This is a genomic window from Oleidesulfovibrio sp., from assembly GCF_047973035.1.
Taxonomy (GTDB): domain Bacteria; phylum Desulfobacterota; class Desulfovibrionia; order Desulfovibrionales; family Desulfovibrionaceae; genus Oleidesulfovibrio.
On the sequence record NZ_JBKEBF010000040.1, the window covers coordinates 1 to 25,853 of the forward strand.

Below are 25,853 nucleotides of genomic sequence, written 5' to 3' on the forward strand. Positions count from 1 at the left end.
GGTGCCGTGGATATTACGTAGATACAGTTGGAAAAAATAAGGCAAAGATACAAGATTACATTAGGCACCAACTTGAGCATGATAAGCTTGGTGATCAATTATCTCTTCCATATTCTGGAAACCCGTTTACGGGTCGCAAGTAACAGAGATGCAGATGCCAGACGAACGTGCGCCTGCTAGGGCGCTGCTAGTAAGAAAGCCTTATAGGCGCATATGAAGAACCCCCAGCTATGCTGGGGGGTACCTTTTTTATGGTAGGATCAGGGAGAGTTCTCAGGCCAACCTGAAAAGTGAAAAGGTACTGCACTCCGGCAACCGGTTGTCACGTTACTTTGGCAAACAGTTACCTCATGGTAACTTGGGGGTAGCGTTATTTCCGGTTCCAGTTGTCACAGGCTGCGAACTATTCAGGTTATGACCGCATGTGCTGCATTGGCAGAGAGGTGCTACCAATCATCGGGGGGCAACGCAGCTTTCTGCAGCATGTCGGAGTGCAACCGGTGCATCCGCATTGCGTTACCTGTTACCCGCGGCGGATGTTGTATACACCGCGTCCTTCTGCCACGTTCACGTTTTCGTTGTCGGAGGTCCACACCCGAACATGCGAATTACCCACCTTGTTACCTAACAGGCGGATAGTTGCTTCGGCATATAAATCCGCAGGAGGCGTGGGGCGCAGGTAATCAACACTCAAGGTGATTGTGACAATGTGGTCTTCGGGGTTGCACTGGTTCCACACGGCAAAACCGCCGCAGATGTCCACCAGACTGGCAATAACCCCGCCGTGAATCATCGGGCGTCTGGTATGGCCGACCAGAAAATCATTAAAAGGAATGTGCAGCCGGATGAGATCATTATCTATGTGATCAGCCCGTACACCAAGATGTTTGTGAAAGGGGAACTCGTTTTCGATAAACTGCTGCAGTGTGAGATTGTGCATCGGAAACTCCGGTGGTCGGAAACGGTTATGAATGGAATGCGCAGGTGCCTGTATTAATCATGTATGCTTTGTGTGCTGGCCCGTGATTTGAGTGCTGTGTGTTTAGCACCTCATATGCCGCAAACATTTCCAGCCGCGCATGAGTAGTATTCCGGCTGATGCGCTGTATGCCGGTAACTTGTGCACGCATCCGGTGAAAGGAACAGGCTGTTTATAGTCGTGTACCAGCTGGCAGCAATCCGGTATTGTTAGTCTTCCGCCTGCTCCTGATCGCGGCGGATGAATCTGTCATCGGACTTTGCCTGTTCTGCATTGTCAGCCGTGGTGTCCAGCCAGCCGCAACGGATTTCGCCCTCCGGTGTGTCAAAGCGCGGCACATACGGCTTGATATCCAGCAGCGGGCTGTTGTCCAGCATGTCTACACCTTCCAGTTCCACCACATTATCGCTGACAGAAAGCACCCGCACTACGGAAAGACCTATGCCGGACGGGCGGCGCGGTGAGCGGGTGGCAAAAAGACCATGTTCTGCAGTGTCCAGAAAAGGGGTAAGCGTCAGGTCAAAACCTTTTGACTGATGAAAATGATACAGCAGAATGACGTGAGAGAATCCATCCAGATCTTTCAGGCCCGCTGCTAGTTCGGGCTGTATGATTGCCTGCCCCTTGCAACAGGCTGCACCGGATGGCTGAATAGGCATACCTTGCTGGTCGGTATGCGGAGTACGCAAAACACCGATAACGGGGGTTGAAACGACTTTCATGACACAGGTTACTGCAAGGTGGGAGTTTCGGGAGCCATAGCTTCATCACGGGTAAACATACGCCATGTCACCGTGCCGTCTTCGTGGCGCTCGGGGACAACACGCAAGATGGGCTGGTTTTTCCACATGTAAATCATGGTTTCGTCCGGTCGAACCTCGCAACGCATGTTTTCGGCAATTTCATGCGGTTCAAGCCGGGACGGGTTTACCCCAAGTTCCAGCAGCTCCTCTCGAAGCAGTTCTTCCACGCGGGCGGCAATTTTTTGCGGGGTGCTTGCCATGATATATAATCCTCCGTAGGTTGCATTATTATTGTTCGCGCTAAGCAGTTTCAGGCAGGTGCGCGATATATGTATAGTGTCAGCCTTAGCCGACATCACGAACATCACTGCCAACAGCTTTAATCATTGTACGCAGCGGGGGCAACCCGTGCCAGATGCTGCGGGAGAATATATATGGAAAATAGCCTTTTTCTGGGGCGCATTCCCTTGTTCAGCGGCTTGTCTGAAGCTCAGCTTGAATCCATGGCGACCATTGCCGTTGACCGGCCTGTGGACAAAGGCCAGATGATTTTTTTTGAAGGAACACAGGCTGAAGGGTTGTATATCATGCTGGAAGGGCGTGTAAAAATTTATAAATCAGCACCGGACGGGCGCGAGGCTGTCATGCATGTGTTCGGTGCCGGTGAACCTTTCGGAGAGGTGGCCGTTTTTCAGAATGACCGTTTTCCCGCTAATGCCATGGCGGTGGAAAAGGGCAGGGTGCTGTTTTTGCCGCGTCAGGGCATAGTAGACAGAATTGAACGCGACCCTTCGCTTGCCATGAACATGCTGGCAGCACTTTCACGCAAGTTGCGGATGTTTACACGGCAGGTGGAAGCCCTGACATTAAAGGAAATTCCTCAGCGGCTTGCGGCGTATCTTCTGCATACCAGTGCCAGAAAAAATAATGCCGATTACATTAAGCTGGATGTGTCAAAGAGTCTGCTTGCAGGAATGCTGGGCACGGCACGGGAAACGCTTTCGAGGGCGCTTGCAAAACTTACGGAAAGCGGTGCCATACGCATGGATGGACGAATGATTGTAATAGAAGACAGAGAATTTCTGACAGCTCTGGCAGAAGGTCGCGAATCGTTATAGGCAGCGAATTTTGGATGAAGAGGAAATGCCGTTACATTAACGGGTTGTAGTCTTAATAAAAACTGCTCCGGAAAGGGACCCTGCATTACAGGAATCCGGACCGGAGCAGCTGCGGCTATGATCGTGTTACATTATCGGGTGCGCCCGAAGCGGGCACCCTGCCTGTTACGGGCTATTATCCTTCAAGGCGTACAACCAGTACCGGCACGGGACAACGTGAGGCAACGCTCTGGGCAACGCTGCCAAGCAGGAATCCGCTCAGCCTGCCGTGTCCCTGTGTGCCCATCACCACCATGTCAAAGTCCTTGGCCCGCTCGACTATTTCGTCTGCAGGGTTTCCCACTACGATTTCAATATTCTCTGAAGTGGGCAGGCAGACCGAGCTTTCCACGCCGTCTTCAGCGCAAAGGCTGAGAATGCGCTCTTTCACCTTTGCTTTGGCGTCCTGTAATCCTTCCAACGTGAATTTGCGCCATGTTGCGTCATCAAAAACGGCTGAAAACTCAAGGCCGGATGTAGCAAGATAGTGTTCCTTCATATCGGGTAGTACGTGCATGACGGTTAACTGCGCGTCATACTGCGTTGCAAGGTTAAGAGCATACTCAAGCGCATTACGGGCAGGCTTGGAAAGGTCCGTTGCATAGAGGATCTTTTTGATGGGCTTCATGGGTACCTCCTTGGATACAAGTTTCACTACCACTATAACCATTGGTAGTGCTTGTGTCAGCTTGTTGTCCATTAAAAAGGCCCGCATGTGCGGGCCTTTTTGTTGTGGGCTGTAAGGCTAGGTTAACCAAAGAGGGTTTTTTGGGCTTCCTGTCCCTGACAGGACATGATGATTTCTTTTATCTGTATATTACTGCCGGACAGGCGGGCTGCAGTATTAACAGCATCGGAAAGGCCTCTGCAGCACGGTACTTCCATACGCAGTACCGTCATTCCGGCAATGCCGCTGGTGCTCAGGATGTCAGCGAGTTTCTGAGCATACGCATTGGTATCGTCAAATTTGGGGCAGCCGATAAGCACGACCTTGCCCGCTGCAAAGTGCGAATGGAATATGGGTGAGGCTGCCGCAGCGCAGTCTGCGGCAACCAGCACTTCGGCTCCTTTCAGAAACGGTGCTGTTGGCGGAACCAGGCGGATTTTCAAAGGCCAGTGTCCGGGCCCGCTTACTGGGCCGGCAGCCTGCGCCAGTGCGGGACCTGCAGCAGGTGTATCTTTAAAAGAGCGGATCATGGAACCGGGGCATCCGCCTTTTGCCTGCTGTGCCGAAGCCGCATGTGGTGCATTGTGCGGCGCAGAAGATGAGTCATGCACAGGAGGATTGTCAGGCAGCAGGCCTGCGTCGCGCTTGCGAACATACTCCATGGCAGCGTCTTCATCAAAATCGTCCGCTTCGCGTTCAACAATATGCAGTGCGTCCTGCGGGCATGCTCCTAGACAAGCGCCAAGACCGTCACAGTACGAATCTTTTACCAGTTTCGCCTTGCCGTCGATAATGGCTATGGCGCCTTCTGCGCAGTCGGGTACGCACAGGCCGCAGCCGTTGCAGCGCTCTTCATCTATTTCAATAATTTTGCGTATACGTTTCATCATGTGTGATTCCCCCGTGTAATGCATAAGCCGGTATTTCGGCGTAGTGTTGTATATCGGGCCGGTACTCCGGCTGCGGCTGTCCGCAACGGTGGTCATTGCGCAAAGCGGCAGCAGGAATATGCTGTTTGCGGCGGGGGAACATGTTCCCCCGCCGGCAGGTATGCCTAGCCGAGAATGGCCTTCAAGTCTTCATCAGCCGTGGAGATGGGCTTGATGTTGTAATTTTCAACAAGGAAGTTCAGCACATTGGGGCTGACGAATGCAGGCAGTGAGGGGCCAAGACGGATGTCCTTGATGCCCAGCGCCAGCAGGGTCAGCAGGATGGCTACTGCCTTTTGTTCGTACCACGAAAGCACCAGTGACAGGGGCAGGTCGTTTACGCCGCATTCGAAAGCATTAGCAAGCGCAACGGCAATCTGGATGGCGGAGTAAGCATCGTTGCACTGCCCCACGTCGAGCAGGCGGGGGATACCGCCGATGGTGCCGAGGTCCTTGTCAAAGAAGCGGAACTTGCCGCATGCCAGCGTCAGAATAACAGTATCGGCAGGGGCTTTTTCTACAAACTCGGTGTAGTAGTTACGACCGGGCTTGGCTCCGTCGCAGCCGCCCACAAGGAAGAAGTGGCGGATAGCGCCGGACTTTACGGCTCCGACAACAGTTTCAGCTACGCCCAGTACCGCGTTGCGGCCAAAGCCGGTCATCACGGTCTTGCCGGGAACATCTTCCGCAAAGCCGGGCAGCTCCTGAGCACGCTTGATTACGGCGGAGAAGTCACGGTTTTCGCAGTGTATCAGGCCGGGCCAGCCCACAAGGCCGGTGGTGAACACGTTGTCCTGATACGATGCCTGCGGCTTCTGAATGCAGTTGGTAGTGAACAGAATAGCACCGGGGAAGTTCGGAAATTCCTTGTGCTGGTTCTGCCATGCGGTGCCGAAGTGACCGTAGAAGTGCGGGAACTTTTTCAGCTCGGGGTATGCGTGGCAAGGCAGCATTTCACCGTGAGTGTAAATGTTGATGCCGGTGCCTTCAGTCTGCTTGAGCAGTTCAAAAAGGTCGCGCAGATCATGGCCTGAAACCAGAATCGCCTTGCCCTTTTTGTGCCCCAGAGGAACTTCGGTAGGTACGGGGTGTCCGTAGGTTCCGGTGTTGCCTGCGTCCAGCAGCTCCATGGTGCGCAGGTTTACGTTGCCGCATTCCAGCAACAGACCTACCCATGCGTTCAGGTCGCGGTCAACGCCATCGAAACCGGCAGCAAGGCCTTTGTACAGAAAATCATAAACTACGTCGTCTTCCTGACCGAGGATGGCGGCATGGTCGGCATATGCTGCAACGCCTTTCATGCCGTACAGCAGAATCTGCATGCAGGAGCGGATATCATCATTAGCTGCAAAGTCAGTCACACCTTTACCGGCAACCTGCCCGACGATTCCGGCAGCATCCAGTGCAGGAACAAATGCGGCAGGGCCGGAAGAGTAGGAAAGACCTGCTTTGGCGATCAGTGCATCACGCTTTGCCACGATTTCGCGTACCCACGGCACGAAACGCTGGGGGTCAAAGTTCACGTTGGTCAGGGTGCTGAAAAGACGGGCAGCGGTGTAGTGCCCGAGACCGGGTTCGCGGATGCCTTTTGCTGCGGCATCCTGTGCTGCTACGGCAAGGCCGCGCAGTGCGTAGACAGTTGCATCCTGCAGGTCGGAAACTTCGGGCTGCTTGCCGCAAACGCCGATGTTGGTGCAGCCGGTACCTTTGGCGGTCTGTTCACACTGGTTACAAAACATGATGTGCTCCTTACTGGTTTAGGGAAAAACGGGGATCGGGGGAGCCCGCTTGTCCTGCTGTCTGGTTAACGGCGTTGCGCTAGCGCGCCTGCCGGTAATGTCGTGTTCGTTGAATGGACAATAGGGTCTGCCGGCAATGCACAATGTGACCGGAGTCACAAAAGGGGAGTTGTTTTGAACATGCTAGCAATTTTTTACGGGTATAATATTATATGTAGGCGCAGGAGGCACGGAAAAAATGAAAAAAAGAAAAGAAGGCGCTTGACATCTGAGGGGCTGCTGTATAGTTTGCCCCTCTGCCTCGCGATGTAGGCGCGTAGCTCAGTGGGAGAGCACTTCCTTGACATGGAAGGGGTCGGCAGTTCAATCCTGCCCGTGCCTACCACATCGAACAAAGTAGGGGGAGGCCCATAGCCTCCCCCTTTTTGTCATTGGCGCCGGAGCGTCAGCAGGGGCGACAAATTGATCAGCAAGGAGTTTGCAAGGTGAAGGTTTCCATCGAAGGATCCGTGGTGGAGGTCGAGTCCGGCGCAAGCTGCCGGGACGTGCTCAAGAGTGCCTTGAGCGGAAAAAAATTTAAAAGCGTGTTGGCTGTCAAATGCGGCGACGCTATGCTCGATCTGACCGCGACCGTTCCGACTGCCTGCGAAACCCTTGAGCCTGTGTACGCAGACTCGCGCGAAGGGCTGGGACTTGTCCGTCACAGCGCGGCTCACGTAATGGCTGACGCTGTTCAGCGCCTTTTTCCCGGGGTGAAAGTCACCATCGGGCCCGCCATTGAAAACGGGTTCTACTACGATTTCGACTACGAGCGTCCTTTTACCGCCGATGATCTTGAGGCCATTGAGGCTGAAATGGATAAGATTATCAAGGCGGCGCATCCGTTTGAGCGCAGCGTCATGTCCAAGGACGATGCAAAGAAGATGTTCGCCGACATGGGCGAAACCTACAAGCTTGAACTGATTGATGCAGTTCCGGACGATATTGTTTCTATTTATCGTTGCGGCGACTTTGTCGACCTGTGCCGCGGTCCTCATATTCCCGATACCGGCCGTATCAACGCCGTCAAGCTTATGTCCGTTGCAGGCGCCTACTGGCGCGGTGACGAAAAGAACGCCATGCTTTCGCGCGTATACGGTACTGCGTTTCCTACTCCCAAGGAACTCAGCAGCTATCTTAACCGTCTGGAAGAAGCTAAAAAGCGTGACCACCGTAAGCTGGGTACGCAGCTTGAGCTGTTCAGCTTTCAGGAAGAAGGCGGCACCGGTATGGTGTACTGGCATCCCAAGGGTGCTTTGGTACGTACTATTCTTGAAGACTTCGAGCGCAAGCAGCATTTGAAGCGCGGTTACCAAATAGTGCAGACTCCGCAGATTCTGCGGCGCGAGCTGTGGGAAAAATCGGGCCACTACGACAACTACCGTGAAAACATGTACTTCACGGAAATTGACGAGCAGCCTTACGGCGTGAAGCCCATGAACTGCGTGGCGCACATGCTTGTGTACAAATCCCGCAGTCATAGCTACCGCGATCTGCCTGTCCGTCTGTTCGAGCTGGGTGTAGTTCACCGTCATGAAAAGAGCGGTGTGCTGCACGGTCTGCTGCGCGTTCGTCAGTTCACTCAGGATGATGCGCATATCATCTGTACTCCCGATCAGCTTGAAGGCGAAATCGTGGGCGTACTGAATTTTGTGCGTGACATTATGAAAGTGTTCGGCTTTGAATATAAGATGGAAGTCAGCACCCGCCCCGAAAAGTCCATCGGTTCCGATGCAGATTGGGATCGTGCTACCGATGCGCTTATCAAGGCGCTGGAAGGGCAGGGGCTGCCCTACGAGATCAATGAAGGCGATGGTGCTTTTTATGGTCCCAAGATTGACGTGAAACTGCGTGATTGTCTTGGGCGTGAGTGGCAGTGTGCTACGGTGCAGTGCGATTTCACCTTGCCGGAACGCTTTGATCTGGTGTACATCGATCAGGATGGTGAGCGCCATCGACCGGTTATGGTACATCGTGTTATTCTTGGTTCGGTCGAGCGCTTCATTGGTGTGCTTACCGAGCATTATGCAGGTGCGTTCCCCACGTGGCTCGCACCCGTTCAGGCACGTCTGCTCACTGTGACGGACGCCCAGAACGAGTTTGCGGAAGAAGCCCGCGCCCAGTTGATGGAGCAGGGTATTCGTGTCGAAGTAGACACCCGCAACGAAAAGCTCGGATATAAGGTACGTGAGGCCCAACTTGAAAAAATCCCTTACATCCTCGTTATAGGTGACAAGGAAGTGGAAGCCCGGGGCGTGAATGTGCGCCTGCGCAAGGGCGAGAACCTTGGTCTGAAAACGCTGGATGAAGTGGTGGAAGTCATTAAGGCCGATTGTGAAGAACCGTTCAAAAGTGGAGGAATGAGCTATAGCTTCTCCTAAGTTTCGTCGGCAAGAGCCGCAGGACGTGACGCGCCGTAACGAACAGATTCGTGCGCGTGAAGTTCGTGTCATAGATGCTGATGGCGGTCAGCTAGGTATTATGGCCCGTAACGATGCCGTTGCCATTGCTAAAGACAAGGGTCTTGACCTTGTTGAAGTGGCAGCGGGTGCCGTACCCCCCGTGTGTAAGATCATGGACTACGGCAAGTTTAAGTACGAGGAACAGAAGAAAAAGCAGGAAGCCAAAAAAAGGCAGACTGTTATTCAGGTCAAGGAAATCAAGGTTCGTCCCAAAACTGACGAACATGATTACCAGACTAAACTTAAGCATATCCGCAGGTTCCTTGAAGATGGTGACAGATGCAAGGTGACGGTATTTTTCCGTGGTCGTGAAATTGTCCATAAGGACAGAGGCATGATTTTGCTTCAGCGCGCTCAGGAAGATACCAAAGATATCGCCAAGGTAGATCAGGAGCCCCGCGCTGAAGGGCGTACCCTGCACATGCTTCTGGCCCCGCTCGCCAAGAAGGCGTAAATTTCTCGACTTGACTTGAGTCGCATGCGGATGTATCGGCTTCTGTCCTGCCGGACGGAAGTGCGATGCCGCATTGTCTGCTCGGTCGGTATTGACCAGGTGATGGATGTAACACGGATAGACCCGCATCGGGTTGATTCGTCCGGATGGCGGCAGTTTTGCTGCACATCCGAAGCATATGGCAAGGAGTGATCACATGCCTAAGATCAAAACCAGACGCTGCGCTGCAAAGCGCTTCTCTGTGACCGGCACCGGTAAATTCAAGCGCCGCCGCAAGAACATGCGTCACATTCTGACCAAGAAGGCTCCCAAGCGCAAAATGCAGCTTGGACAATCCGCGCTTGTTGACAAGACCAACGAAAAGGCCGTCAAGCGCATGCTGCCCTACGCATAAGCGTAGGCGTGTGCAATAGATTTTATAGCAGGCTCCGCTGGCTCATTACTCTCGCCTCGCGGAGTTCATAAATGGAGGTAATCCATGCGTGTAAAGAGAGGTATGACGGCTCACAGACGTCATAAAAAATACCTGAAGATGGCCAAAGGCTACCGTGGTGGTCGCAGTAAACTGTACCGTACCGCCCGGGAGGCCGTGGAACGCTCACTTGCCTACTCGACCCGTGACCGTAAGGTTCGTAAGCGTGAGTTCCGTAAGCTTTGGATTCTGCGTATCAATGCAGCAGCCCGTGAAAACGGTATTTCTTACAGCAAGTTCATCCACGGCCTGAATCTGGCCGGTATTGAACTGAACCGCAAGGTGCTGGCAGATCTCGCCGTTCGCGAAAAAGCGGACTTCGCCAAGCTGGCGGAACTCGTGAAGTCGAAACTCAGCTAGATACGAATCGGGACTCCATCCCTATGACCCTGGTCAATGAATTGGAGAGCCTGGTCCCGGACCTTGCCAAGGGCCTGGATCAGGCTTCTTCTTTAGAAGTACTGGAAGAGCTGCGCATTGATTTTCTCGGCCGTAAAGGTCGTCTTGCGCAGATCATGGGCCGCCTGCCTGAACTCGCTCCCGAGGAGCGTCCCGTGGTGGGCAAGACGGCTAATGCCGTCAAGGAATCACTCAATAATCTGTTCGATCAGCGCAAGGCCGCGCTGGAAGACGCCCGCGAGGCTGAAAAGCTGTCGCGTTTCGACCCTTCCATGCCGGGCCGTATGCCCAAAGTGGGCTCGCTGCACCCCGTAACGCAGGTGATGGATGAAATCTGTCAGGTCTTTAAGGGCCTTGGCTATGATATCGTCACCGGCCCCGAGGTGGAGAACGATTACCACAACTTTGAAGCGCTCAACATGCCGCCGGAGCATCCCGCCCGCGACATGCAGGATACGCTGTACGTAACCGAAAATATCCTGCTGCGTACGCACACCTCGCCTTTGCAGGTGCGCACCATGAAAGAGCGCAAGCCCCCGGTTGCCGCCATTGCCCCCGGCAAGGTGTATCGCCGTGACTCAGACCTTACGCATACTCCCATGTTCCATCAGATTGAGGGCTTCATGGTAGACCGTAACGTCAGCATGGCGGACCTGCGCGGCACGCTTACCTCGTTCTTGCAGCAGGTATTCGGTAAGAATACCAAAGTGCGTTTCCGTCCCAGCTTTTTCCCCTTTACCGAACCCAGCGCCGAAGTAGATATTTCGTGCTGCATCTGCGGTGGAGAAGGCTACAAGGACGGCGCACCCTGCCGTGTTTGCAAAACCACAGGCTGGGTTGAGATTCTTGGGTGCGGCATGATCGACCCCGAAGTCTTCAAGTCTGTGGGGTATGACCCCGAAGAGTATTCCGGTTTTGCGTTTGGCCTTGGCGTTGAACGTGTGACCATGCTCAAATACGGCATCGGTGATCTGCGTATGTTCTTTGAAAACGACGTACGCTTTTTGCGACAGTTTGCGTAAAACGGCCGGTTAGCTGCATGGCTTTTGGCTGTGTCTGCTGACCGTCTGATACCGTTTTTGCGGGGCGCGTATGGGCGTCCCGCTGCGCGGCAGCCAGCTGCGTAGCAAATGAGAATTTAAGCCTGCATGACCGGATGCTGCGTCCGGCCACGGGAGACGAGGATGCTTCTTAGTCTGAATTGGCTGCGGGAATTTGTGCCCTACACCGGCACCGCACAGGAGCTGGGTGACCGGCTGACCATGCTGGGCCTTGAACTTGAGGAAATCACCCGCCCCTTTGACGCCATTGCGGATATCGTGGTGGGCTATGTGCTGGAGCGTGATCAGCACCCCGAAGCGGACAAACTGTCTGTGTGTAAGGTTGATGTCGGCACCGAAGTGCTGGACATCGTGTGCGGTGCGCCCAACGTGGCAGCAGGGCAGAAAGTGCCTGTTGCCAAAGTCGGCGTCACCATGCCTTCCGGCCTGAAAATTAAAAAAGCCAAACTGCGCGGTCAGCCCTCCTGCGGTATGATCTGCTCAGAGTCGGAACTCGGCCTTTCCGATGAATCCGACGGCATCATGGTTCTGCCTGCCGACTTCACCCCCGGTGACCGTCTGGTGGATGTGCTGAACCTTGACGACACGGTGCTGGATATCAGCATCACCCCCAACAGAGCTGACTGCCTTTCCGTTCTGGGCCTTGCCCGCGAAGTGGCACTCGCTTTTGACCTGCCTCTTACACTGCCCGAGCTGAAACTGAACGAGCAGGGTGAAGATGCCTCCGGTGCCATGAAGATTGAAATCGCCGATGGCGAGCAGTGCCCCGTGTATCAGGGCCGCGTCATCGACGGTATCAGCATCGGTCCTTCACCCATGTGGATGCGGAACCGTCTTATGTCGGTCGGCGTGCGCCCCATTTCAAACATCGTGGACGTGACCAACTACATAATGATGGAGCTTGGTCAGCCCCTGCATGCTTTTGATATGGACCTGCTCGAAGGTGGACGCATTGTTGTCGAACATGCGCAGGAAGGGCAGAAGGTTATTACCCTTGATGAACAGGAACGCACGCTGCTGGCTTCTGACCTGCTTATCAAGGACGGCAGCAAAGCTGTTGCTCTTGCCGGTGTGATGGGGGGTGCCAATACCGAAATTAATGACGCAAGCAAGCGGGTATTTTTGGAGTGCGCAGTCTTCAAGCCTGCCACTATCCGTAAAACAGCCCGCAGGCTGGCACTTGGCAGCGAATCCTCGTATCGCTACGAGCGCGGCGTAGATCAGGTGCTTTCCACTTTTGCCATGAACAGAGCTGCGCAGCTTATGAGCGAGCTGAGCGGCGGTGCATTGCGCCCCGGTGTTTGCCGTGCTGAACCTAAGGCATGGACTGCCCCTGAACTGCGCTTCCGTCCCGCACGTGCTGCTGCTTTGCTGGGCATTCCACTGGAAGATGACTTCTGCCGCGTTACGCTTGAAAAGCTGGGCTGCACCATTTCCGTAGCGGATACCGGTGACTGGAAGGTAATTGCCCCCAGCCATCGCCATGACTTCGAGCGCGAAGCCGACCTGATCGAAGAAGTCGGCCGCGTATACGGCATGGACAATATTCCGCCTGTGCTGCCTCATGTTTCCAAGCCTCTTGAGCAGGGCAAGGCTGACAGCGAATATGATTTCTGGATGCGTGTTAAAGCGTGGGGCCGCGGCATCGGTCTGAACGAAGCCGTCAACTACAGCTTTGTAGGGCACAAGGACCTTGATTTTCTGGGTCTGCCTGCAGAAAACCGCATTTCAATCATGAACCCGCTTACTTCCGAGCAGGACGTGCTGCGCACTGAGCTGGCCCCGGGCCTGCTTAATACGTTGCGTCACAACCTTGCACAAGGCCGTACAGGTCTGCAGGTTTTTGAGCTGGCTCATATTTTTGAGGCAGATGCCACTTCAGACACCACCGCCCGCGAATCCGGCAGGCTCGGTCTGCTGGTATACGGGCTGCGTCATGAAGACGGCTGGCCCCGCCGTGAAGAAGAAGCCGGTTACGAAGACCTCAAAGGTATTGTCGAGCATTTGCTGCGTGTGCTGAATCTCGGCTCCGCAACCTTTACGTTGCGAAACAGTCACAGCTGGCTGCTTCCCTGCGTTGAAGTTCGCATTGGCGGTACTTTTGTCGGCGTGATGGGCCGTGTGAAGCCTGCCATTGCAGATGCCTACCATGCCCGTAAAGATGTCTGGATGGCAGAGCTGGAGCTGGATACGTTGCGTGCTATGAACGCACAGGTTGAACTGCAGTTTGCCGCATTGCCGGTATTCCCGCCCGTCAAGCGTGATATCACCGTCATGGCTCCTGCAACCATGCCTGTAGGCGCTATTGTGGACCACGTGCAGAGCATCAATCTGAAGCTTTTCAGCGACATCGTGCTTGTTGACGTATTCGAGCCGGAAACGCCTGAAGGCGGTCAGCCCGAGCGCAACCTTACCTTCCGACTTACCTTCAGACACGCAGAGCGTACCTTGAAGGACAAGGAAGTGGACAAAGAGCGCGACAAAGTGGCAAAATCGCTCACGGAAGCACTGGGAGTCCGTATTTAATACGGCCTGCCCGTATGCATCGCCCGGAAGTCAGGCTCTGCATACGGGCGGGACGTTGTTGAACGGTATTTTTTGTTTCGACGGCATTCCGCCTTGTGGCAGGATATGGACGAGCGCCCGAAGCTGTGCGGCAGGATGTTGTATGGCTTTGTGACGTCGGACGGACACCCGCAGCACCGGCTTGTGGTGCGTGCTGCTTCCAGCAAAGGGAGAAGGCATGTCAGGCACCGTTTACCGGATAGGCGAAGCCGCCAGATTACTGAACCTTAAGACATATGTTCTGCGCTTCTGGGAAACGGAGTTTCCTCAGCTTGTGCCCGAACGTGCAGAAAGCGGTCAGCGTCTGTACACTGAACGGAACATAGAGTTGCTCAAGCAGATACGCTATATGCTGCATGAGCAGGGGTTGACGATCGAAGGCGCACGAAAAGTGCTGGCGGAACAGCAAAGCAGCCAGAGTGCGGCACAGTGTGCGGAAGAAGCCGCAACGCAGCCTGCACCGGCAGAAAATGGCATCGCTCGTAACGTTTTGCTGGACGTACTTGATGAGCTGCAGGAACTACGCAGTTTGCTGGGCGATGTCGATTCGGGACGCGAATAGCGTGCCGAGAGGAACCAATATGATTTTATCTCCTTCGCTGCTGTCTTCTGATTTCGGAAGACTGGCAGACGAGCTTGCCGCACTGGAAGAGGCAGGACTTTCCTGGGTGCATTGGGATGTGATGGACGGGATGTTTGTTCCCAATATCACTCTGGGTGCTCCCATCATCAAGCGGCTGCGCAAAAACAGTAAGCTGTTTTTTGACGTGCACCTGATGGTGCAGTCGCCCGAACGCTACATCGGCGATTTTGTCGATGCCGGCGCCGACATGCTGGTAGTACATGCCGAAGCTACCAATCATCTTGAAAGAACCCTCAGCGAAATCCGCCGTCAGGGCGCGCAATGCGGTGTGGCGCTTAATCCGCATACTCCGCTCAGCGTGCTGGACTATGTGCTGGACCAGCTGGACATGGTTCTTATTATGAGCGTTAACCCCGGCTTCGGCGGGCAGAAGTTTATTCCTTTCAGCATGCGTAAAATCGAAGAACTATCCGCTATGATCAAAGGGCGGGGTCTTAAGACTCTGATTCAGGTCGACGGCGGAGTTGATCCCGAGAATACACCAGAACTGGTCTGCCGCGGTGCGGATGTCTTGGTTTCCGGTTCGGCGTTTTTCGGGCATCCCCCTTATCGTCAGCGGCATGAAGCCTTTCAGGCAGCGGCCGCCCGGTAGTATATCTGCAATGGAACGGGGCACGGTAACACGTGCCCCTTTTTCGGGCTGTCGGCTGAAATCCTGTACGATTAAACAGTCCGGTCCGGGTGCGGTGCTGTAGCCGCGCTATTGAAAAATGTTTTCAGTGGTTGTCTTCCCTGTTGCAAGCGACTAGGGAAGCTCCAGCCGGAGCAGTAACGCTTCGGCAATCAGTCACCCTTCAGGAGGATCAGATGGCTTCCCGCAAGGATCTTGCCAACGCTATCCGCGCACTTAGCATGGACGCCGTGGAAAAGGCCAAATCCGGCCACCCCGGTGCACCCATGGGTATGGCCGACATGGCCGAGGTACTTTGGAACGACTTTTTGAAGCATAACTCCGCGGACCCCGCATGGGCCGACCGCGACCGCTTTGTTCTTTCCAACGGCCACGGTTCCATGCTTATTTATTCGTTGCTGCACCTTTCCGGTTACGATGTCAGCATCGACGACATCAAGGACTTCCGGCAGCTGCATTCCAAAACTCCGGGCCACCCCGAATACGGTGTAACCCCCGGCGTGGAAACTACCACCGGTCCGCTGGGTCAGGGCATTGCCACCGCAGTGGGCATGGCCATGGCAGAGCGCATGTTGGCAGAGGCCTTCAACCGTGATGCATTTGCCATCGTGGATCACCACACCTACGTATTTCTGGGTGACGGCTGCATGATGGAAGGTCTTTCGCACGAAGCTTGCTCTCTGGCCGGTACGCTTGGCCTCGGCAAGCTGATTGCTCTGTACGATGATAACGGTATCTCCATAGACGGCCGCATCGACGGCTGGTTTGCAGACGATACCCCTGCTCGTTTCAGGGCATATGGCTGGCATGTTGTCGCGGATGTGGACGGACACGATGCTGAGTCTGTGCACAAGGCTATTGAAGAAGCCAAGTCTGTTACCGATAAGCCCAGCCTGATCTGCTGCAAGACCAAGATCGGCATGGGGGCTCCCAATATGGCGGATTCCAGCAAGGTGCATGGCTCACCTCTAGGTGCGGACGAAATTGCTGCTACCCGCGCCAACATCGGCTGGAACCATGCCCCGTTCGAAATTCCTGCCGACGTGTACGAAGGCTGGAATGCCCGCGAAAAGGGCGCAGCAGCCCAGACCGCATGGAACGAGCTCTTTGCAGCATACGCGAAAGCCCATCCGGAACTGGCAGCGGAATTCACCCGCCGCATGTCAGGCGACCTGCCCGAAGGTTGGCAGGCTCTGTGCGACAAAGCTCTCGCTCAGGTCGTGGCTGCAGCAGAAAACCTTGCCACCCGCAAGGCCTGCAACAAGTCTCTGGAAGCTCTGGCTCCTGCACTGCCCGAAATGGTGGGCGGCTCTGCCGACCTTACCGGCTCTGTGGGCACCAAGTGGAGCGGCAGCACCCTGCTTGACCGCAACAACTGGTCTGGCAACTACATTTCCTATGGTGTGCGCGAGTTTGCCATGGGCGCCATGATGAACGGCCTGGCCCTGCATGGCGGCTTCCTGCCGTACGCCGGTACATTCCTTATTTTCTCTGACTACGCCAAAAATGCCTTCCGCCTTTCCGCGCTGATGGGCATTCGTACCGTATGGGTGCTTACGCACGACTCCATCGGTGTGGGCGAAGACGGCCCCACCCACCAGCCTGTGGAACAGCTGGCCGGTCTGCGCCTTATTCCCGGTGCCCACGTGTGGCGTCCTTGCGACACTGTGGAAACTCAGGTGGCATGGCAGAGCGCTATCGAATACAAAAAAGGCCCCTCTGCGCTTTCGTTTACCCGTCAGGGCGTTCCCTTCATGCAGCGTGATGATGCAGCAGTGAAGAACATTGCCCGCGGTGGCTACGTACTGCGCGATTGCGAAGGCACCCCCGAGCTGATTCTGATAGCAACAGGCTCTGAAGTGGGCGTTGCCGGCGATGCTTTTGACAAGCTGACCGCAGAAGGCCGCAAGGTTCGCCTTGTGTCCATGCCCTGCAGCAATGTATTCGACCAGCAGGACGCTGATTACCGCGAATCCGTCCTGCCCGCAGCCGTTGAGGCCCGTGTGGCTGTAGAGGCCGCTTCTGCCGATTTCTGGTGGAAGTATGTAGGCCTTAAAGGACGCGTGGTAGGCATGACCACCTTTGGTGAGTCTGCACCCGGCAAAGTGCTGTTCGAACACTTCGGCTTTACCGCCGATAATGTGGTCGCTGTAGCAAAAGAAGTACTGTAGCGTTTTTCGGGGTGACCCCGAGCGCCATTAGTAGTAAAATGAAGGGTGCGGGTGTGACATGTAATCACATACGCACCCCTTTTTTATGTCGTACCCTTCAGTGTTAGCCAGCAGGAGACTTCATATGACTGTATTGAAAATGACTGACCTTGACCTGCGCGGTAAGCGCGTGCTGATTCGCGAAGACCTGAATGCCCCCATCAAGGACGGTGCGGTTGCCAACGACAACAGGCTGCGTGCGGCAGCTCCCAGCATCCGGCAAGCCATGGAAGCCGGAGCCCGTGTGATGGTAATGTCGCACCTCGGCCGCCCTGTGGAGGGCGAGTTTGATGAAGCTGCATCCATGAACCCCGTGGCCGGATGTCTGGCTGCAATTCTCGGCTGCGAAGTACCTGTTGTCCGTGAGTGGCTCGACGGAGTTGAAGTGCCGGAGGGCGGCGTAGTACTGACAGAGAATGTACGCTTTAACAAAGGCGAAAAGAAAAACGACGAAGAGCTTGGCAAACGTATGGCTGCTCTTTGCGATATTTATGTGATGGATGCTTTCGGCACCGCACACCGCGCACAGGCATCAACCCATGCTGTTGCCCGTTTTGCACCCGTGGCATGCGCGGGGCCGCTGCTTGCGGCAGAGCTGGAAGCTCTCGGCAGAGCTCTGGACGCGCCCGCACATCCTGTTGTGGGCATCATCGGCGGCTCGAAAGTGTCGACCAAGCTGACGCTGCTTGAAACGTTGTCGGGTAAAGTAGACCGCCTTATTGTGGGCGGCGGCATTGCCAATACGTTTATCAGTGCTGCGGGCCATAATGTAGGTAAATCGCTGTACGAAGAAGATCTGGTGGCTGAAGCAAAGCGCCTCATGGATGCTGCCAAGGCTGCAGGCGGTGAGATTCCTGTTCCTGTAGATGTGGTTGTGGCTACTGAATTTTCTGAAGCTGCCAAGGCCGTGCTTAAACCTGTGGATCAGGTGGCGGATGACGAGCTTATTATGGATATCGGCCCTAAAACAGCCGCAATATACGCCGAGATTTTGAAGAGCGCAGGAACTGTGGTCTGGAACGGCCCTGTCGGCGTGTTTGAGTTTGATGCCTTCGGCGGAGGAACCAAGGCGTTGTGCGAAGCTGTAGCCGCCAGCGATGCCTTTTCCATTGCCGGTGGCGGTGACACTGTGGCTGCAGTGGATAAATACGGTGTGCGTGAAGGTGTGTCGTATATCTCTACCGGCGGCGGCGCGTTTCTTGAGTTTCTGGAAGGCAAGGAACTGCCTGCCGTTGCCATGTTGCAGCAGCGTGCTAAAGGATAGAGCAGGCTTTCGCCGCATCTGATGTGAAGCTGGAGGTATAAGCTCAGTGCTCGTATTCATACGCAACGTGCTCTGAGTAAAGGCAAAGTTGATTTACCTGACGTTGTCTATGCGTTCACAGCCGTTGGCTGTTTGCGCTGCCTTCAGCCTCAGCGTTTATTAAGTCCTTCAATAAAAAGTCCCCCGTCATAGTGTGTGACGGGGGCTTTTTTGTGCAAAGCTAAGGCTAAAAATTCCATTTGAAGTGAATCCGCCCTCCGGCTCCGCGTTCTCCCTCATCCGGTTCTACGCCACCGAGCAAAGGAATGTGCCTTTCTGAACTGTATTCAGGGCCGAAGGAAAAAGTAAAATTGTCCGAGGGTGACCAGTCCAGATAAATGCCTGCTTGTATCCCGTGCATTTCTATGGCCATACGCTCGGCTTCATCTCCGGCGACAGTCGGAACGACATTTGTAGCAATCTGGGAGCGGATTCCCCATGTATCAAGCCCCTTCATATACAAGGTGGCACGGGCATTGCCGTTGACTTCCGCAGGATAAAATTCGTTGCTGTTGTCACCAGAAGAGTCGCCTACCAGCTTCATTCCGGGAGCAACGGACAACGCCAGCAGTTCTTCCGAGTTTCCTTTTCGGGAAGGGACAGAAAATAATACCACCGGTTCATCGCTGGTTACCTTGTGCTCTGCTAATGCCTTCAGCTTTTCTTCTGTTTTGTGTGTATCCGGCAGCGCTAACATAAAGGAATAATAGTACCCGGAATACCCTGTGGGTACAGGCCCTGTGCTGGGCTCCTGTTGTTGACTCTGTTTTTTGGACGTTACGGAGCTTGCTGAAGCAAGTTGTACTGAGGAAGACAGCGCTAACGCGCTAGCTGGCAGTGCAAAAGTCAGACATAAAAATAGGGACAGCACACAAAACATATTTATGTGCCGCCAACAATGACCTGTTGTGCTAAGGAGTATGTATGGAAAAATACTCATGTGTATGTAAATAATATATCCGCCCTGAAAAGCAAGTTAGAAATATCAAGTGCAAAACCGGTAATTCTGTAAGAACAGTGCGTTAATAGAAAGCCGGTGAAGAAATCTTCACCGGCTTTACGGGTATGCGCAAAAAGGCAGGAGCTATGTGCTGCACCTGCGGGTTTTGGTTAGAACAAGTACGAAATGTTCAGGCTGCCGCCCCATGCTGCATCAGGATTTTCGGTATCGCCGACGCGGTCTTCGTTGTCGTTGTAAACCTTCATGCTACGGCCCCATACAAGCTCGGGACCGGCAGAGATGGTCAGGCCCGCAACAGGCTTCCAGTCGGCATAAAGACCGGTAACCACTTCGCGCATATCCAGATAGCCTTCTTTGGCAAGGGGGCTATGGTCGCGCAGACGGTACACGTTAATGTCGTAGTTTGCGGCTGCACGGAAATCAAGAGTAGTGGAGTAGGCGTACTTCACTTCTGTCTTGGGGAAGCCGGCAAGCAATGTCCACGGACCGTTAACATAGCGGGCACTGATCATGGGAAATACATAAGACTTAAGCGGCGTTCTGATGCCGGCAAGGCCCAGTGCCAGAGAAGACTGCTTGCTGAACGAATACCCCAGCATACCGCCGCCGAAAACTGTAAAGTTGTCGTTGACGAAGTCTTCTTCGAACATGGAGGTAAGTCCCAGAGATGCGACAGCGAACCACGGGCCGCTGATCTGGTATGTATCGTTGTACATAACCCCGATTCGTTGCAGGTTATCAAAAGGTTTTTTGCCTGCTTCACCAAAGGTTAAGTTAGACGTATCTTTCCAGTCATAGTTTTCGTTATGATAGAAAAACGAAAACTGCTTCCACGATGTACTGATGTTTGTCGTAGTACGGGAGAATGAACCCGCATCTTCAAGATCGGCTTCGCCGGTGTAGCTGGTTTTTACACTGATGCGCATATTGCGCTCGCTGTCAGCATGAGCAGTTGCTACAGATGCCATAAGCATGAACAGCAATGAGAAAACAACGATACAGCGTTTGGTCATCGAAATGACTCCTTAAAAAAGGTAAACCGATCCGCTTGACGGATCAACGCGAGCGAAGTGCTTTGGTGGCAAGCTTGCCTAATGTTGCAAGCCTCTTATCCACCAAATGGTATAGCGAACCAGGCGTGAAAGAACCATCCTTACGCCTGTTACCGGCTTTAAGACCGGTTAAAAACTCAAGCGCTTCCGTGATATGTTTTACCGGATAAATGGCAAAATTACCCGCATCAACTTCTTTCAGAACCTCATACTTCAGCATCAGGTGATCCTTGTTGTCATGCGGGATGATCACTCCCTGTTTTCCGGTAAGGCCGCGGCGTACGCACAGATCAAAGAATCCTTCGATTTTGCGGGTAACACCGCCAACAGCCATGATTGCACCGGACTGCGATACGGCACCTGTAAAGGCGAGCGACATATCAATAGGTACTTCTGCCAGTGCGGAAAGCAGCGCGGCAAGCTCTGCACCGGATGCAGAGTCACCCTCCACTCCTACATAGTTCTGTTCAAAGCACAGGCTGCCCGACAGAATAAGTGGTTTGTTGTAGGCGAACTGGCTGAGCAGGTAGCTCTTGAGGATCATCATCGCCTTGGTGTGGATAGGCCCGCCAAGCTGGGCTTCACGTTCCAGGTCAATAATGCCGCCGGTACCTACACCAACTGTACATGAAATGGAATGGGGTAAACCAAATTCAAAATCGCCATACATGCTGACAGAAAGCCCTGTAACATGACCTACGGCATGGCCGCTGGTGGCAACTTTGATAAGTTCACGGTCGTATTCTTCCATGAACAATTCTTCGTACAGATTATTACGGTAATGCCGTGCCACAAGCGCTTCGTGCAGGGTTGCGCCGTCTACGATTTCCTGACCGTTCATGGAGGCAAGGGCCGCTGCTTCCAGCATAATCTCGCGTACCAGCGGATACTTGAGCGAAAGCTTTTTCTGATCTTCAATCAGCCGTGAGCCATAATCCACAATGCCTGCCATAGCCTCACGGGTAAAAGGCGGCAGTCCGGCTTCTTCTATTATCTGCCGGATGTGCTGCAGGTAGGTTTTTACACCTCCGGCATCACGGCGCATGGATTCCGCCATGTGGGCTTTGATTTTAAACAGCTTGGGAAAACGGTCGTCATGCGCCATCAGCTGTTCGTACATTTCTTCATCGCCGATGAGGATTACTTTCAGCGTCAGGTCAAGCGGCTCAGGTTCAATACCCTTGGTCTTGGTGGTGTCAGCACCATCGTCCACATCTTCGATTCTGGCACGGCGCGAACGCAGCGCACGCATCAAGCCTTCCCACGCTACCGGATGCTGCAGGATGTCTTCCATATGCAGAACCAGAAAACCGCCGTTGGCTTTTTGCAATGCTCCGGCTTTTACCAGCGTGAAGTCAGTGACAAGAGCACCCATTTCGGCTTCACGCTCGATACATCCCAGCAGGTTGGCGGGGGTGGGGTGGTCGTCCAGAATGATGGGGGCGCCTTTAAGCTCCGCGTTATCTACAAACAGGTTGATCTCATAGCGTGAAGCGGCATCATCATGCGCGGCGCCGGCTGCATCAAGCTGCGGTGCAGGTTCAGGCTTGCCGACAAAGCTGTCGATGTTTTCCAGCATATCAGCGCGCATATCTTCAAAAAAGTCACTGAGCGCAGTACAGTCGCAGGCGGTGTTAAATTCTTCCACCAGCGGATTCAGGTGTGTATCCAGCACCTCGTTCATAACCTTTTTGTTCAGCGACCGTTCACCGGCGCTCAGGCCTTGTTCAGCCTTGCTCAGCTGACGCATAAGTCCGGTCATGACATTGAGCAGTGCATCGCTTTTGCGTTTAAGCGTTTTACGCAGTCCCTCGTCCAGCTTTTCAAATTCTTCTTCACTCAGCCTTTTGCCTTCGATGAGCGGGTAAAGAGTCAGGCTGCCTTCTTCGTCCAGGTCAAGGTTAAATCCCTTGTCAATGGCGACGGAGTCCATTTCTTTAAGCAGCTTGTCACGTACATCCTGAAAGCGTTCGAGCAGTTCGTTGCGCTTTTTTACGTAGGCATCTTTCTCAAAGCGTGAGGGAATTTCCTTGCGGATACGGTTCAGTGTCTGCGCAAGGTCATTTTTCAGTTTGCGTCCTCTTCCTGCGGGCAGCAGGATAAGGCTCGGGTGGTCGCGGTCTGCAAAGTTGTGTACGTACAGCTGGTCCGGCGGCACAGGCATTTTGCGTGCACGGGGGGTCAGTACGTTCATCAGCATATATGTGCGGCCGAGATTAGGTTCGCCCGCCAGATAAATATTGTAACCGATGTCTCGGATATGTAATGCCATTTCCAGCGCCTGCATGGCTCGTGGCTGGGCAGTGTTACGGGACGCACTCTTAGATAGCGTCCGGCTGTCCTCGCAGGGAATGCGCGCCGGATCGAGTCTGGTGCGTAATTTTGCAGAGGTAAGAGGCTTGGGGCTGCTCATGATTCTCCTGATCGGGCAGTGTGTTACGTGTTGACCAATGTCATGCGCATTGGCTCAACAAAAAAGTATATCTTACCCCTTTCCGATTGTCATCAGGCAATAGCGTTTGTCAGCCGGTGCACAACTTTGTATATGTATATGCAGGCTGTTGCCGAATGTGGCGTTGGCATTGAAAACTTCTGGTACGTTTGTGACAAATATTTCAGCAAAGTACAAAACATTGCAAAAAGACGAAGTGCACAGCGCAATGCCCGATGATGATGTTGTTGTTTCGGTTATTGTTCCTGTGCTTCATGAAAACGGTGTTGCTGCCGCTCTTGGTGCACACTTGCTGCACGTCAGTTGCGGCATCCCTTTTGAGCTGATTATAGTTTGTGCCGAAAATTATTGCGGAGAGAACTCCGGCAAGCCTGATACTCTGAGTTGCAACACGAAAACAGAAAGCGGTGCAGGCTGCTCCGGCAGTTTCGCTTCGGGGGCTGTTTGTGCAGGGGGGCGCCAAGGTCACGGGGATGTTGAATTTTGCGCAGGTAAACCGCAGACCGCAAATGCAGTATTAACGTCTTCTGTCCGCAGTATAGTTATTTCTGCCCCTAAAGGCAGAGCGCGCCAGATGAATGCCGGTGCAGCTGCCGCAAAAGGGGCGTACCTGCTGTTTTTGCACGCAGATACGCGGTTGCCGCAACAGGCCTTTACATTCATGGCGGAAGCTCTTGAGCGCGTGAAAGCCGGAGCATTCGGCCTGAGTATAGAGGATGACGGGCTGTACTTCAGATTTGTCGAACGCATTGCTGACGTGCGTAACAGACTTACGCGCACTCCGTACGGTGATCAGGCGCAGTTTTTCAGGACTGATTTTTTTCATGCTTTGAATGGTTATGCTGATATCCCTATAATGGAAGATGTGGATATAATGCGCCGCATCCGCCGCGGGGGACACGCTGTTGAGATTTTAAAAAACCGTGTTGCCACATCGGCACGGCGCTGGCACAAGGAAGGTAGATTGTATTGCTCGGTGCGCAATGTATGTCTGCGCACACTCTATGCACTGGGCGTTTCACCGCACTCACTTTCGCGATGGTATCGCGCACACAGAGGTTGATTATGAGCGAATCCTGCGTACTCTATTTTGTTAAATACCCCGAATCCGGCAAGGTGAAGACACGTCTGGGTGAAGTACTCGGAAATGATAAAGCGGCTCTGATGTACCGCCATTTTGTGCAGGACATGCTGCGGGGATTGACTCGTCTGCATGCTGATTTGCGTATTTGTTATGTTCCCGGCGACAGTGATTTGCCGGAACGATTTAAGGCATGGCTCGGGCCTCAGCATTCGTACTATGCACAGCAGGGACTGGACCTTGGCGAACGTATGAAACAGGCCATGCAGCAGGCGTTTGACGACGGCTACGACCGTGTAGTGCTGATGGGCAGTGATATTCCTGATTTTCCGTTTGAACTGGTACAGAAAACGCTGAATGACCTGCAACATTACGATGCTGCCATCGGGCCTGCTTTTGACGGCGGATACTATCTGATCGGTTTCAGAAAAGAGTATTTCAGGCCGGAAGTCTTTGACGGTATCCGCTGGGGAGAATCTGATGTATATCAGCCCACAGTGGAAAAAATGCGCAAGGCACGCCTTGAAGTGCAGTTTCTGCCGGACTGGAACGATGTGGACACCATATGGGATTTGAACGTGCTGTACAGAACCAATAAAAACAGCTCGTTCCGTAAATCCTCCACCTTTGCGCTGCTGCGCGAAAATGATGCACTCATCAGGCAGTACGATATTGATCTGCCTGGTTTTGCCATGAATGATAAGGAGTAAGCCGCGAATGCGACTTATGGCGTTTTTTATGGCGTTGTGCTGCTTTTGGGGCAGCGCAGCGCCTGTTTTTGCTGATTCTGGAAAGAATGTGAATGTTGGCGAGAGCTACGTACGAACCAAGGCGAAGTCGACACGGAGTGTTTTCTTTTATTTTGAAAACGACCTGTTTGCCGACACCGACCAGTATTACACCAATGCTGTTCAAATGACGGTTGTATCGCAGGATTTGCCCACACTTGCTGCGGACGATATGCTGCCTGACCAGTTGGATACCTTTCTGAACAGCCTGCCGCTGGAAGCCGGAAAAGATTCTCAGTACAACGTATCGCTTACTCTGGGGCAGCACATATATACTCCCTCGGATACGCAAACTACAGAGCTGCTGGAAAACGACAGGCCCTATGCGGGCTATCTGTACGGCGCATTGGGCATGCATGCCAAACGCGATGACCGGCTGGACTCGCTGGTAGTCACACTGGGTGTGGTCGGTCCGGCTGCGCTGGGTGAATATGCTCAGAACACGGTGCATAGTGTCCGCGACATCCCCACTGCGAAAGGGTGGGAAAATCAGCTGAACAATGAGCCCGGCCTGATGGTAACCTATGAACGGGCATGGCGACTGAATCCTGATGGTTCCGGTCGCGGCTGGGGATGGGATGTTATTCCGCATGCGGGAATTACTGCAGGCAACGTGATGACCTATGCGAATACGGGCGGCGAAGTGCGGTTAGGGTATAACCTGCCTGCGGATTTCGGGACTTCGCTTATCAGGCCCGGTGCAGCTATCGGCGCACCCACCGCAGACGATGACCCGAGGCTCCAGTCCGGTGCGGAAAGTTTTGGTATGTACTTTTTTGCAGGTGCGGACTTGCGGGCTGTGGCCTGGAATATGTTTCTGGACGGCAACACCATGTCTACCAGTCATCATGTGGCAAAAAAGTCGCTGGTTGCAGATTTTAATGGCGGCGTGGCGTTGATGTACGGGCGTTATCGTATTTCGTACACTCATGTATTGCGTACCCGCGAATTCTATAATCAGGAAAAAGCTCAGCAGTTTGGCTCGTTGACTTTTGCAATAACGTTTTAGCGTATATGTAATAATATATTCCAGTTCAGCAGCAAGCTACCTTTTGCAGGTTAGTTT

At 53.7% G+C, this 25,853-nt stretch carries 23 protein-coding genes, 1 tRNA gene and 1 pseudogene; 16 read left to right on the top strand and 9 right to left on the bottom strand.

Going from position 1 to position 25,853, the window contains the following annotated elements; translation table 11 throughout:
• Window positions 1-143, top strand: a pseudogene (locus ACK5LI_RS14060) (IS200/IS605 family transposase); the annotation flags it as partial.
• Window positions 144-523: 380 nt separating this feature from the next.
• Here the strand turns inward: ACK5LI_RS14060 and ACK5LI_RS14065 are convergent.
• From ACK5LI_RS14065 to ACK5LI_RS14075, 3 genes are all read right to left on the bottom strand, one after another.
• Window positions 524-940, bottom strand: a complete 417-nt coding sequence (locus tag ACK5LI_RS14065) for a PaaI family thioesterase (RefSeq protein WP_416950452.1) — start codon at window positions 938-940, stop codon at window positions 524-526.
• 248 nt (window positions 941-1,188) lie between these two features.
• Window positions 1,189-1,701 carry a tRNA (N6-threonylcarbamoyladenosine(37)-N6)-methyltransferase TrmO gene (tsaA, locus tag ACK5LI_RS14070; protein ID WP_416950454.1) on the bottom strand — a complete coding sequence of 171 codons (513 nt, stop codon included), beginning with the start codon at window positions 1,699-1,701 and terminating at the stop codon, window positions 1,189-1,191.
• 8 nt (window positions 1,702-1,709) lie between these two features.
• Entirely contained in the window at window positions 1,710-1,982 is a 273-nt protein-coding gene (locus ACK5LI_RS14075) for a hypothetical protein (protein WP_416950456.1), read from the bottom strand.
• A 174-nt stretch (window positions 1,983-2,156) separates the two neighbouring features.
• On the opposite strand from ACK5LI_RS14075, the gene ACK5LI_RS14080 reads away from it, so the two are divergent.
• Entirely contained in the window at window positions 2,157-2,840 is a 684-nt protein-coding gene (locus tag ACK5LI_RS14080) for a Crp/Fnr family transcriptional regulator (protein WP_416950458.1), read from the top strand.
• A gap of 175 nt (window positions 2,841-3,015) precedes the next feature.
• Here the strand turns inward: ACK5LI_RS14080 and ACK5LI_RS14085 are convergent, their stop codons facing one another.
• The 3 genes from ACK5LI_RS14085 to hcp form a co-directional block, all read right to left on the bottom strand.
• Window positions 3,016-3,507 (bottom strand): universal stress protein, encoded by a 492-nt coding sequence (locus ACK5LI_RS14085; protein WP_416950460.1) that lies wholly within the window; start codon window positions 3,505-3,507, stop codon window positions 3,016-3,018.
• Window positions 3,508-3,629: 122 nt separating this feature from the next.
• Window positions 3,630-4,433, bottom strand: a complete 804-nt coding sequence (locus ACK5LI_RS14090) for an ATP-binding protein (protein WP_416950613.1) — start codon at window positions 4,431-4,433, stop codon at window positions 3,630-3,632.
• Window positions 4,434-4,600: 167 nt separating this feature from the next.
• Window positions 4,601-6,214 carry a hydroxylamine reductase gene (gene hcp / locus ACK5LI_RS14095; protein WP_416950462.1) on the bottom strand — a complete coding sequence of 538 codons (1,614 nt, stop codon included), beginning with the start codon at window positions 6,212-6,214 and terminating at the stop codon, window positions 4,601-4,603.
• 310 nt (window positions 6,215-6,524) lie between these two features.
• Here hcp and ACK5LI_RS14100 point away from each other — a divergent pair.
• From ACK5LI_RS14100 to ACK5LI_RS14150, 11 genes are all read left to right on the top strand, one after another.
• Window positions 6,525-6,599 (top strand) — tRNA-Val (locus ACK5LI_RS14100).
• A gap of 100 nt (window positions 6,600-6,699) precedes the next feature.
• Window positions 6,700-8,634: a threonine--tRNA ligase gene (gene thrS / locus ACK5LI_RS14105; RefSeq protein ID WP_416950465.1), complete on the top strand. Its 1,935-nt coding sequence runs from the start codon at window positions 6,700-6,702 to the stop codon at window positions 8,632-8,634.
• A complete protein-coding gene (gene infC, locus ACK5LI_RS14110) occupies window positions 8,621-9,169 on the top strand; it encodes a translation initiation factor IF-3 (RefSeq protein WP_416950615.1) in 549 nt (182 codons plus the stop codon). Before thrS ends, infC begins: the two co-directional genes overlap by 14 nt.
• A 196-nt stretch (window positions 9,170-9,365) precedes the next feature.
• On the top strand, window positions 9,366-9,563 hold the full coding sequence (rpmI, locus tag ACK5LI_RS14115; RefSeq protein WP_416950467.1) for a 50S ribosomal protein L35: 198 nt from the start codon (window positions 9,366-9,368) through the stop codon (window positions 9,561-9,563).
• A gap of 84 nt (window positions 9,564-9,647) precedes the next feature.
• A complete protein-coding gene (gene rplT / locus ACK5LI_RS14120) occupies window positions 9,648-10,001 on the top strand; it encodes a 50S ribosomal protein L20 (RefSeq protein ID WP_416950469.1) in 354 nt (117 codons plus the stop codon).
• Between the two features lie 23 nt (window positions 10,002-10,024).
• Window positions 10,025-11,062 carry a phenylalanine--tRNA ligase subunit alpha gene (gene pheS / locus ACK5LI_RS14125; protein WP_416950471.1) on the top strand — a complete coding sequence of 346 codons (1,038 nt, stop codon included), beginning with the start codon at window positions 10,025-10,027 and terminating at the stop codon, window positions 11,060-11,062.
• Window positions 11,063-11,224: 162 nt separating this feature from the next.
• Entirely contained in the window at window positions 11,225-13,627 is a 2,403-nt protein-coding gene (pheT, locus tag ACK5LI_RS14130) for a phenylalanine--tRNA ligase subunit beta (RefSeq protein ID WP_416950474.1), read from the top strand.
• 217 nt (window positions 13,628-13,844) lie between these two features.
• Window positions 13,845-14,228, top strand: coding sequence for a MerR family transcriptional regulator (locus tag ACK5LI_RS14135; RefSeq protein ID WP_416950476.1), 384 nt, complete (start codon window positions 13,845-13,847; stop codon window positions 14,226-14,228).
• Between the two features lie 19 nt (window positions 14,229-14,247).
• Window positions 14,248-14,901: a ribulose-phosphate 3-epimerase gene (gene rpe, locus ACK5LI_RS14140; RefSeq protein ID WP_416950478.1), complete on the top strand. Its 654-nt coding sequence runs from the start codon at window positions 14,248-14,250 to the stop codon at window positions 14,899-14,901.
• A gap of 215 nt (window positions 14,902-15,116) precedes the next feature.
• The gene (tkt, locus tag ACK5LI_RS14145; RefSeq protein WP_416950480.1) at window positions 15,117-17,111 is read left to right on the top strand and encodes a transketolase; all 1,995 of its coding nucleotides are present in this window, start codon (window positions 15,117-15,119) and stop codon (window positions 17,109-17,111) included.
• 124 nt (window positions 17,112-17,235) lie between these two features.
• Complete coding sequence (locus ACK5LI_RS14150; protein WP_416950482.1) at window positions 17,236-18,414, top strand: phosphoglycerate kinase; 1,179 nt, start codon at window positions 17,236-17,238, stop codon at window positions 18,412-18,414.
• 226 nt (window positions 18,415-18,640) lie between these two features.
• On the opposite strand, the gene ACK5LI_RS14155 is transcribed toward ACK5LI_RS14150, so the two are convergent.
• The 3 genes from ACK5LI_RS14155 to ACK5LI_RS14165 all read right to left on the bottom strand — a co-directional run bounded on the left by ACK5LI_RS14155 (window position 18,641) and on the right by ACK5LI_RS14165 (window position 22,879).
• A complete protein-coding gene (locus tag ACK5LI_RS14155) occupies window positions 18,641-19,150 on the bottom strand; it encodes a hypothetical protein (protein WP_416950484.1) in 510 nt (169 codons plus the stop codon).
• A gap of 413 nt (window positions 19,151-19,563) precedes the next feature.
• Window positions 19,564-20,427 (bottom strand): hypothetical protein, encoded by an 864-nt coding sequence (locus ACK5LI_RS14160; RefSeq protein WP_416950487.1) that lies wholly within the window; start codon window positions 20,425-20,427, stop codon window positions 19,564-19,566.
• Window positions 20,428-20,470: 43 nt separating this feature from the next.
• The gene (locus tag ACK5LI_RS14165; RefSeq protein WP_416950489.1) at window positions 20,471-22,879 is read right to left on the bottom strand and encodes a Lon protease family protein; all 2,409 of its coding nucleotides are present in this window, start codon (window positions 22,877-22,879) and stop codon (window positions 20,471-20,473) included.
• A 190-nt stretch (window positions 22,880-23,069) separates the two neighbouring features.
• On the opposite strand from ACK5LI_RS14165, the gene ACK5LI_RS14170 reads away from it, so the two are divergent.
• From ACK5LI_RS14170 to ACK5LI_RS14180, 3 genes are read left to right on the top strand one after another with little or no spacing between them, the layout of a single operon-like run.
• On the top strand, window positions 23,070-23,981 hold the full coding sequence (locus ACK5LI_RS14170) for a TIGR04283 family arsenosugar biosynthesis glycosyltransferase (RefSeq protein ID WP_416950492.1): 912 nt from the start codon (window positions 23,070-23,072) through the stop codon (window positions 23,979-23,981).
• Between the two features lie 2 nt (window positions 23,982-23,983).
• Complete coding sequence (locus ACK5LI_RS14175; protein WP_416950494.1) at window positions 23,984-24,709, top strand: TIGR04282 family arsenosugar biosynthesis glycosyltransferase; 726 nt, start codon at window positions 23,984-23,986, stop codon at window positions 24,707-24,709.
• A 28-nt stretch (window positions 24,710-24,737) separates the two neighbouring features.
• Window positions 24,738-25,796, top strand: a complete 1,059-nt coding sequence (locus ACK5LI_RS14180) for a lipid A deacylase LpxR family protein (RefSeq protein WP_416950617.1) — start codon at window positions 24,738-24,740, stop codon at window positions 25,794-25,796.
• Window positions 25,797-25,853: the final 57 nt, after the last annotated feature.

Bases quoted from the DNA above. Each gene is read 5' to 3' on its own strand.
- ACK5LI_RS14080 (WP_416950458.1), top strand. From the start codon at position 2,157: ATGGAAAATAGCCTTTTTCTGGGGCGCATTCCCTTGTTCAGCGGCTTG.
- rpe (WP_416950478.1), top strand. From the start codon at position 14,248: ATGATTTTATCTCCTTCGCTGCTGTCTTCTGATTTCGGAAGACTGGCA.
- hcp (WP_416950462.1), bottom strand. From the start codon at position 6,214: ATGTTTTGTAACCAGTGTGAACAGACCGCCAAAGGTACCGGCTGCACC.
- ACK5LI_RS14180 (WP_416950617.1), top strand. From the start codon at position 24,738: ATGGCGTTGTGCTGCTTTTGGGGCAGCGCAGCGCCTGTTTTTGCTGAT.
- ACK5LI_RS14090 (WP_416950613.1), bottom strand. From the start codon at position 4,433: ATGAAACGTATACGCAAAATTATTGAAATAGATGAAGAGCGCTGCAAC.
- pheT (WP_416950474.1), top strand. From the start codon at position 11,225: ATGCTTCTTAGTCTGAATTGGCTGCGGGAATTTGTGCCCTACACCGGC.
- ACK5LI_RS14150 (WP_416950482.1), top strand. From the start codon at position 17,236: ATGACTGTATTGAAAATGACTGACCTTGACCTGCGCGGTAAGCGCGTG.
- tsaA (WP_416950454.1), bottom strand. From the start codon at position 1,701: ATGAAAGTCGTTTCAACCCCCGTTATCGGTGTTTTGCGTACTCCGCAT.
- rplT (WP_416950469.1), top strand. From the start codon at position 9,648: ATGCGTGTAAAGAGAGGTATGACGGCTCACAGACGTCATAAAAAATAC.
- ACK5LI_RS14075 (WP_416950456.1), bottom strand. From the start codon at position 1,982: ATGGCAAGCACCCCGCAAAAAATTGCCGCCCGCGTGGAAGAACTGCTT.
- ACK5LI_RS14135 (WP_416950476.1), top strand. From the start codon at position 13,845: ATGTCAGGCACCGTTTACCGGATAGGCGAAGCCGCCAGATTACTGAAC.
- rpmI (WP_416950467.1), top strand. From the start codon at position 9,366: ATGCCTAAGATCAAAACCAGACGCTGCGCTGCAAAGCGCTTCTCTGTG.
- pheS (WP_416950471.1), top strand. From the start codon at position 10,025: ATGACCCTGGTCAATGAATTGGAGAGCCTGGTCCCGGACCTTGCCAAG.
- ACK5LI_RS14085 (WP_416950460.1), bottom strand. From the start codon at position 3,507: ATGAAGCCCATCAAAAAGATCCTCTATGCAACGGACCTTTCCAAGCCT.
- tkt (WP_416950480.1), top strand. From the start codon at position 15,117: ATGGCTTCCCGCAAGGATCTTGCCAACGCTATCCGCGCACTTAGCATG.
- ACK5LI_RS14155 (WP_416950484.1), bottom strand. From the start codon at position 19,150: ATGTTAGCGCTGCCGGATACACACAAAACAGAAGAAAAGCTGAAGGCA.
- ACK5LI_RS14175 (WP_416950494.1), top strand. From the start codon at position 23,984: ATGAGCGAATCCTGCGTACTCTATTTTGTTAAATACCCCGAATCCGGC.
- ACK5LI_RS14165 (WP_416950489.1), bottom strand. From the start codon at position 22,879: ATGAGCAGCCCCAAGCCTCTTACCTCTGCAAAATTACGCACCAGACTC.
- ACK5LI_RS14065 (WP_416950452.1), bottom strand. From the start codon at position 940: ATGCACAATCTCACACTGCAGCAGTTTATCGAAAACGAGTTCCCCTTT.
- ACK5LI_RS14160 (WP_416950487.1), bottom strand. From the start codon at position 20,427: ATGACCAAACGCTGTATCGTTGTTTTCTCATTGCTGTTCATGCTTATG.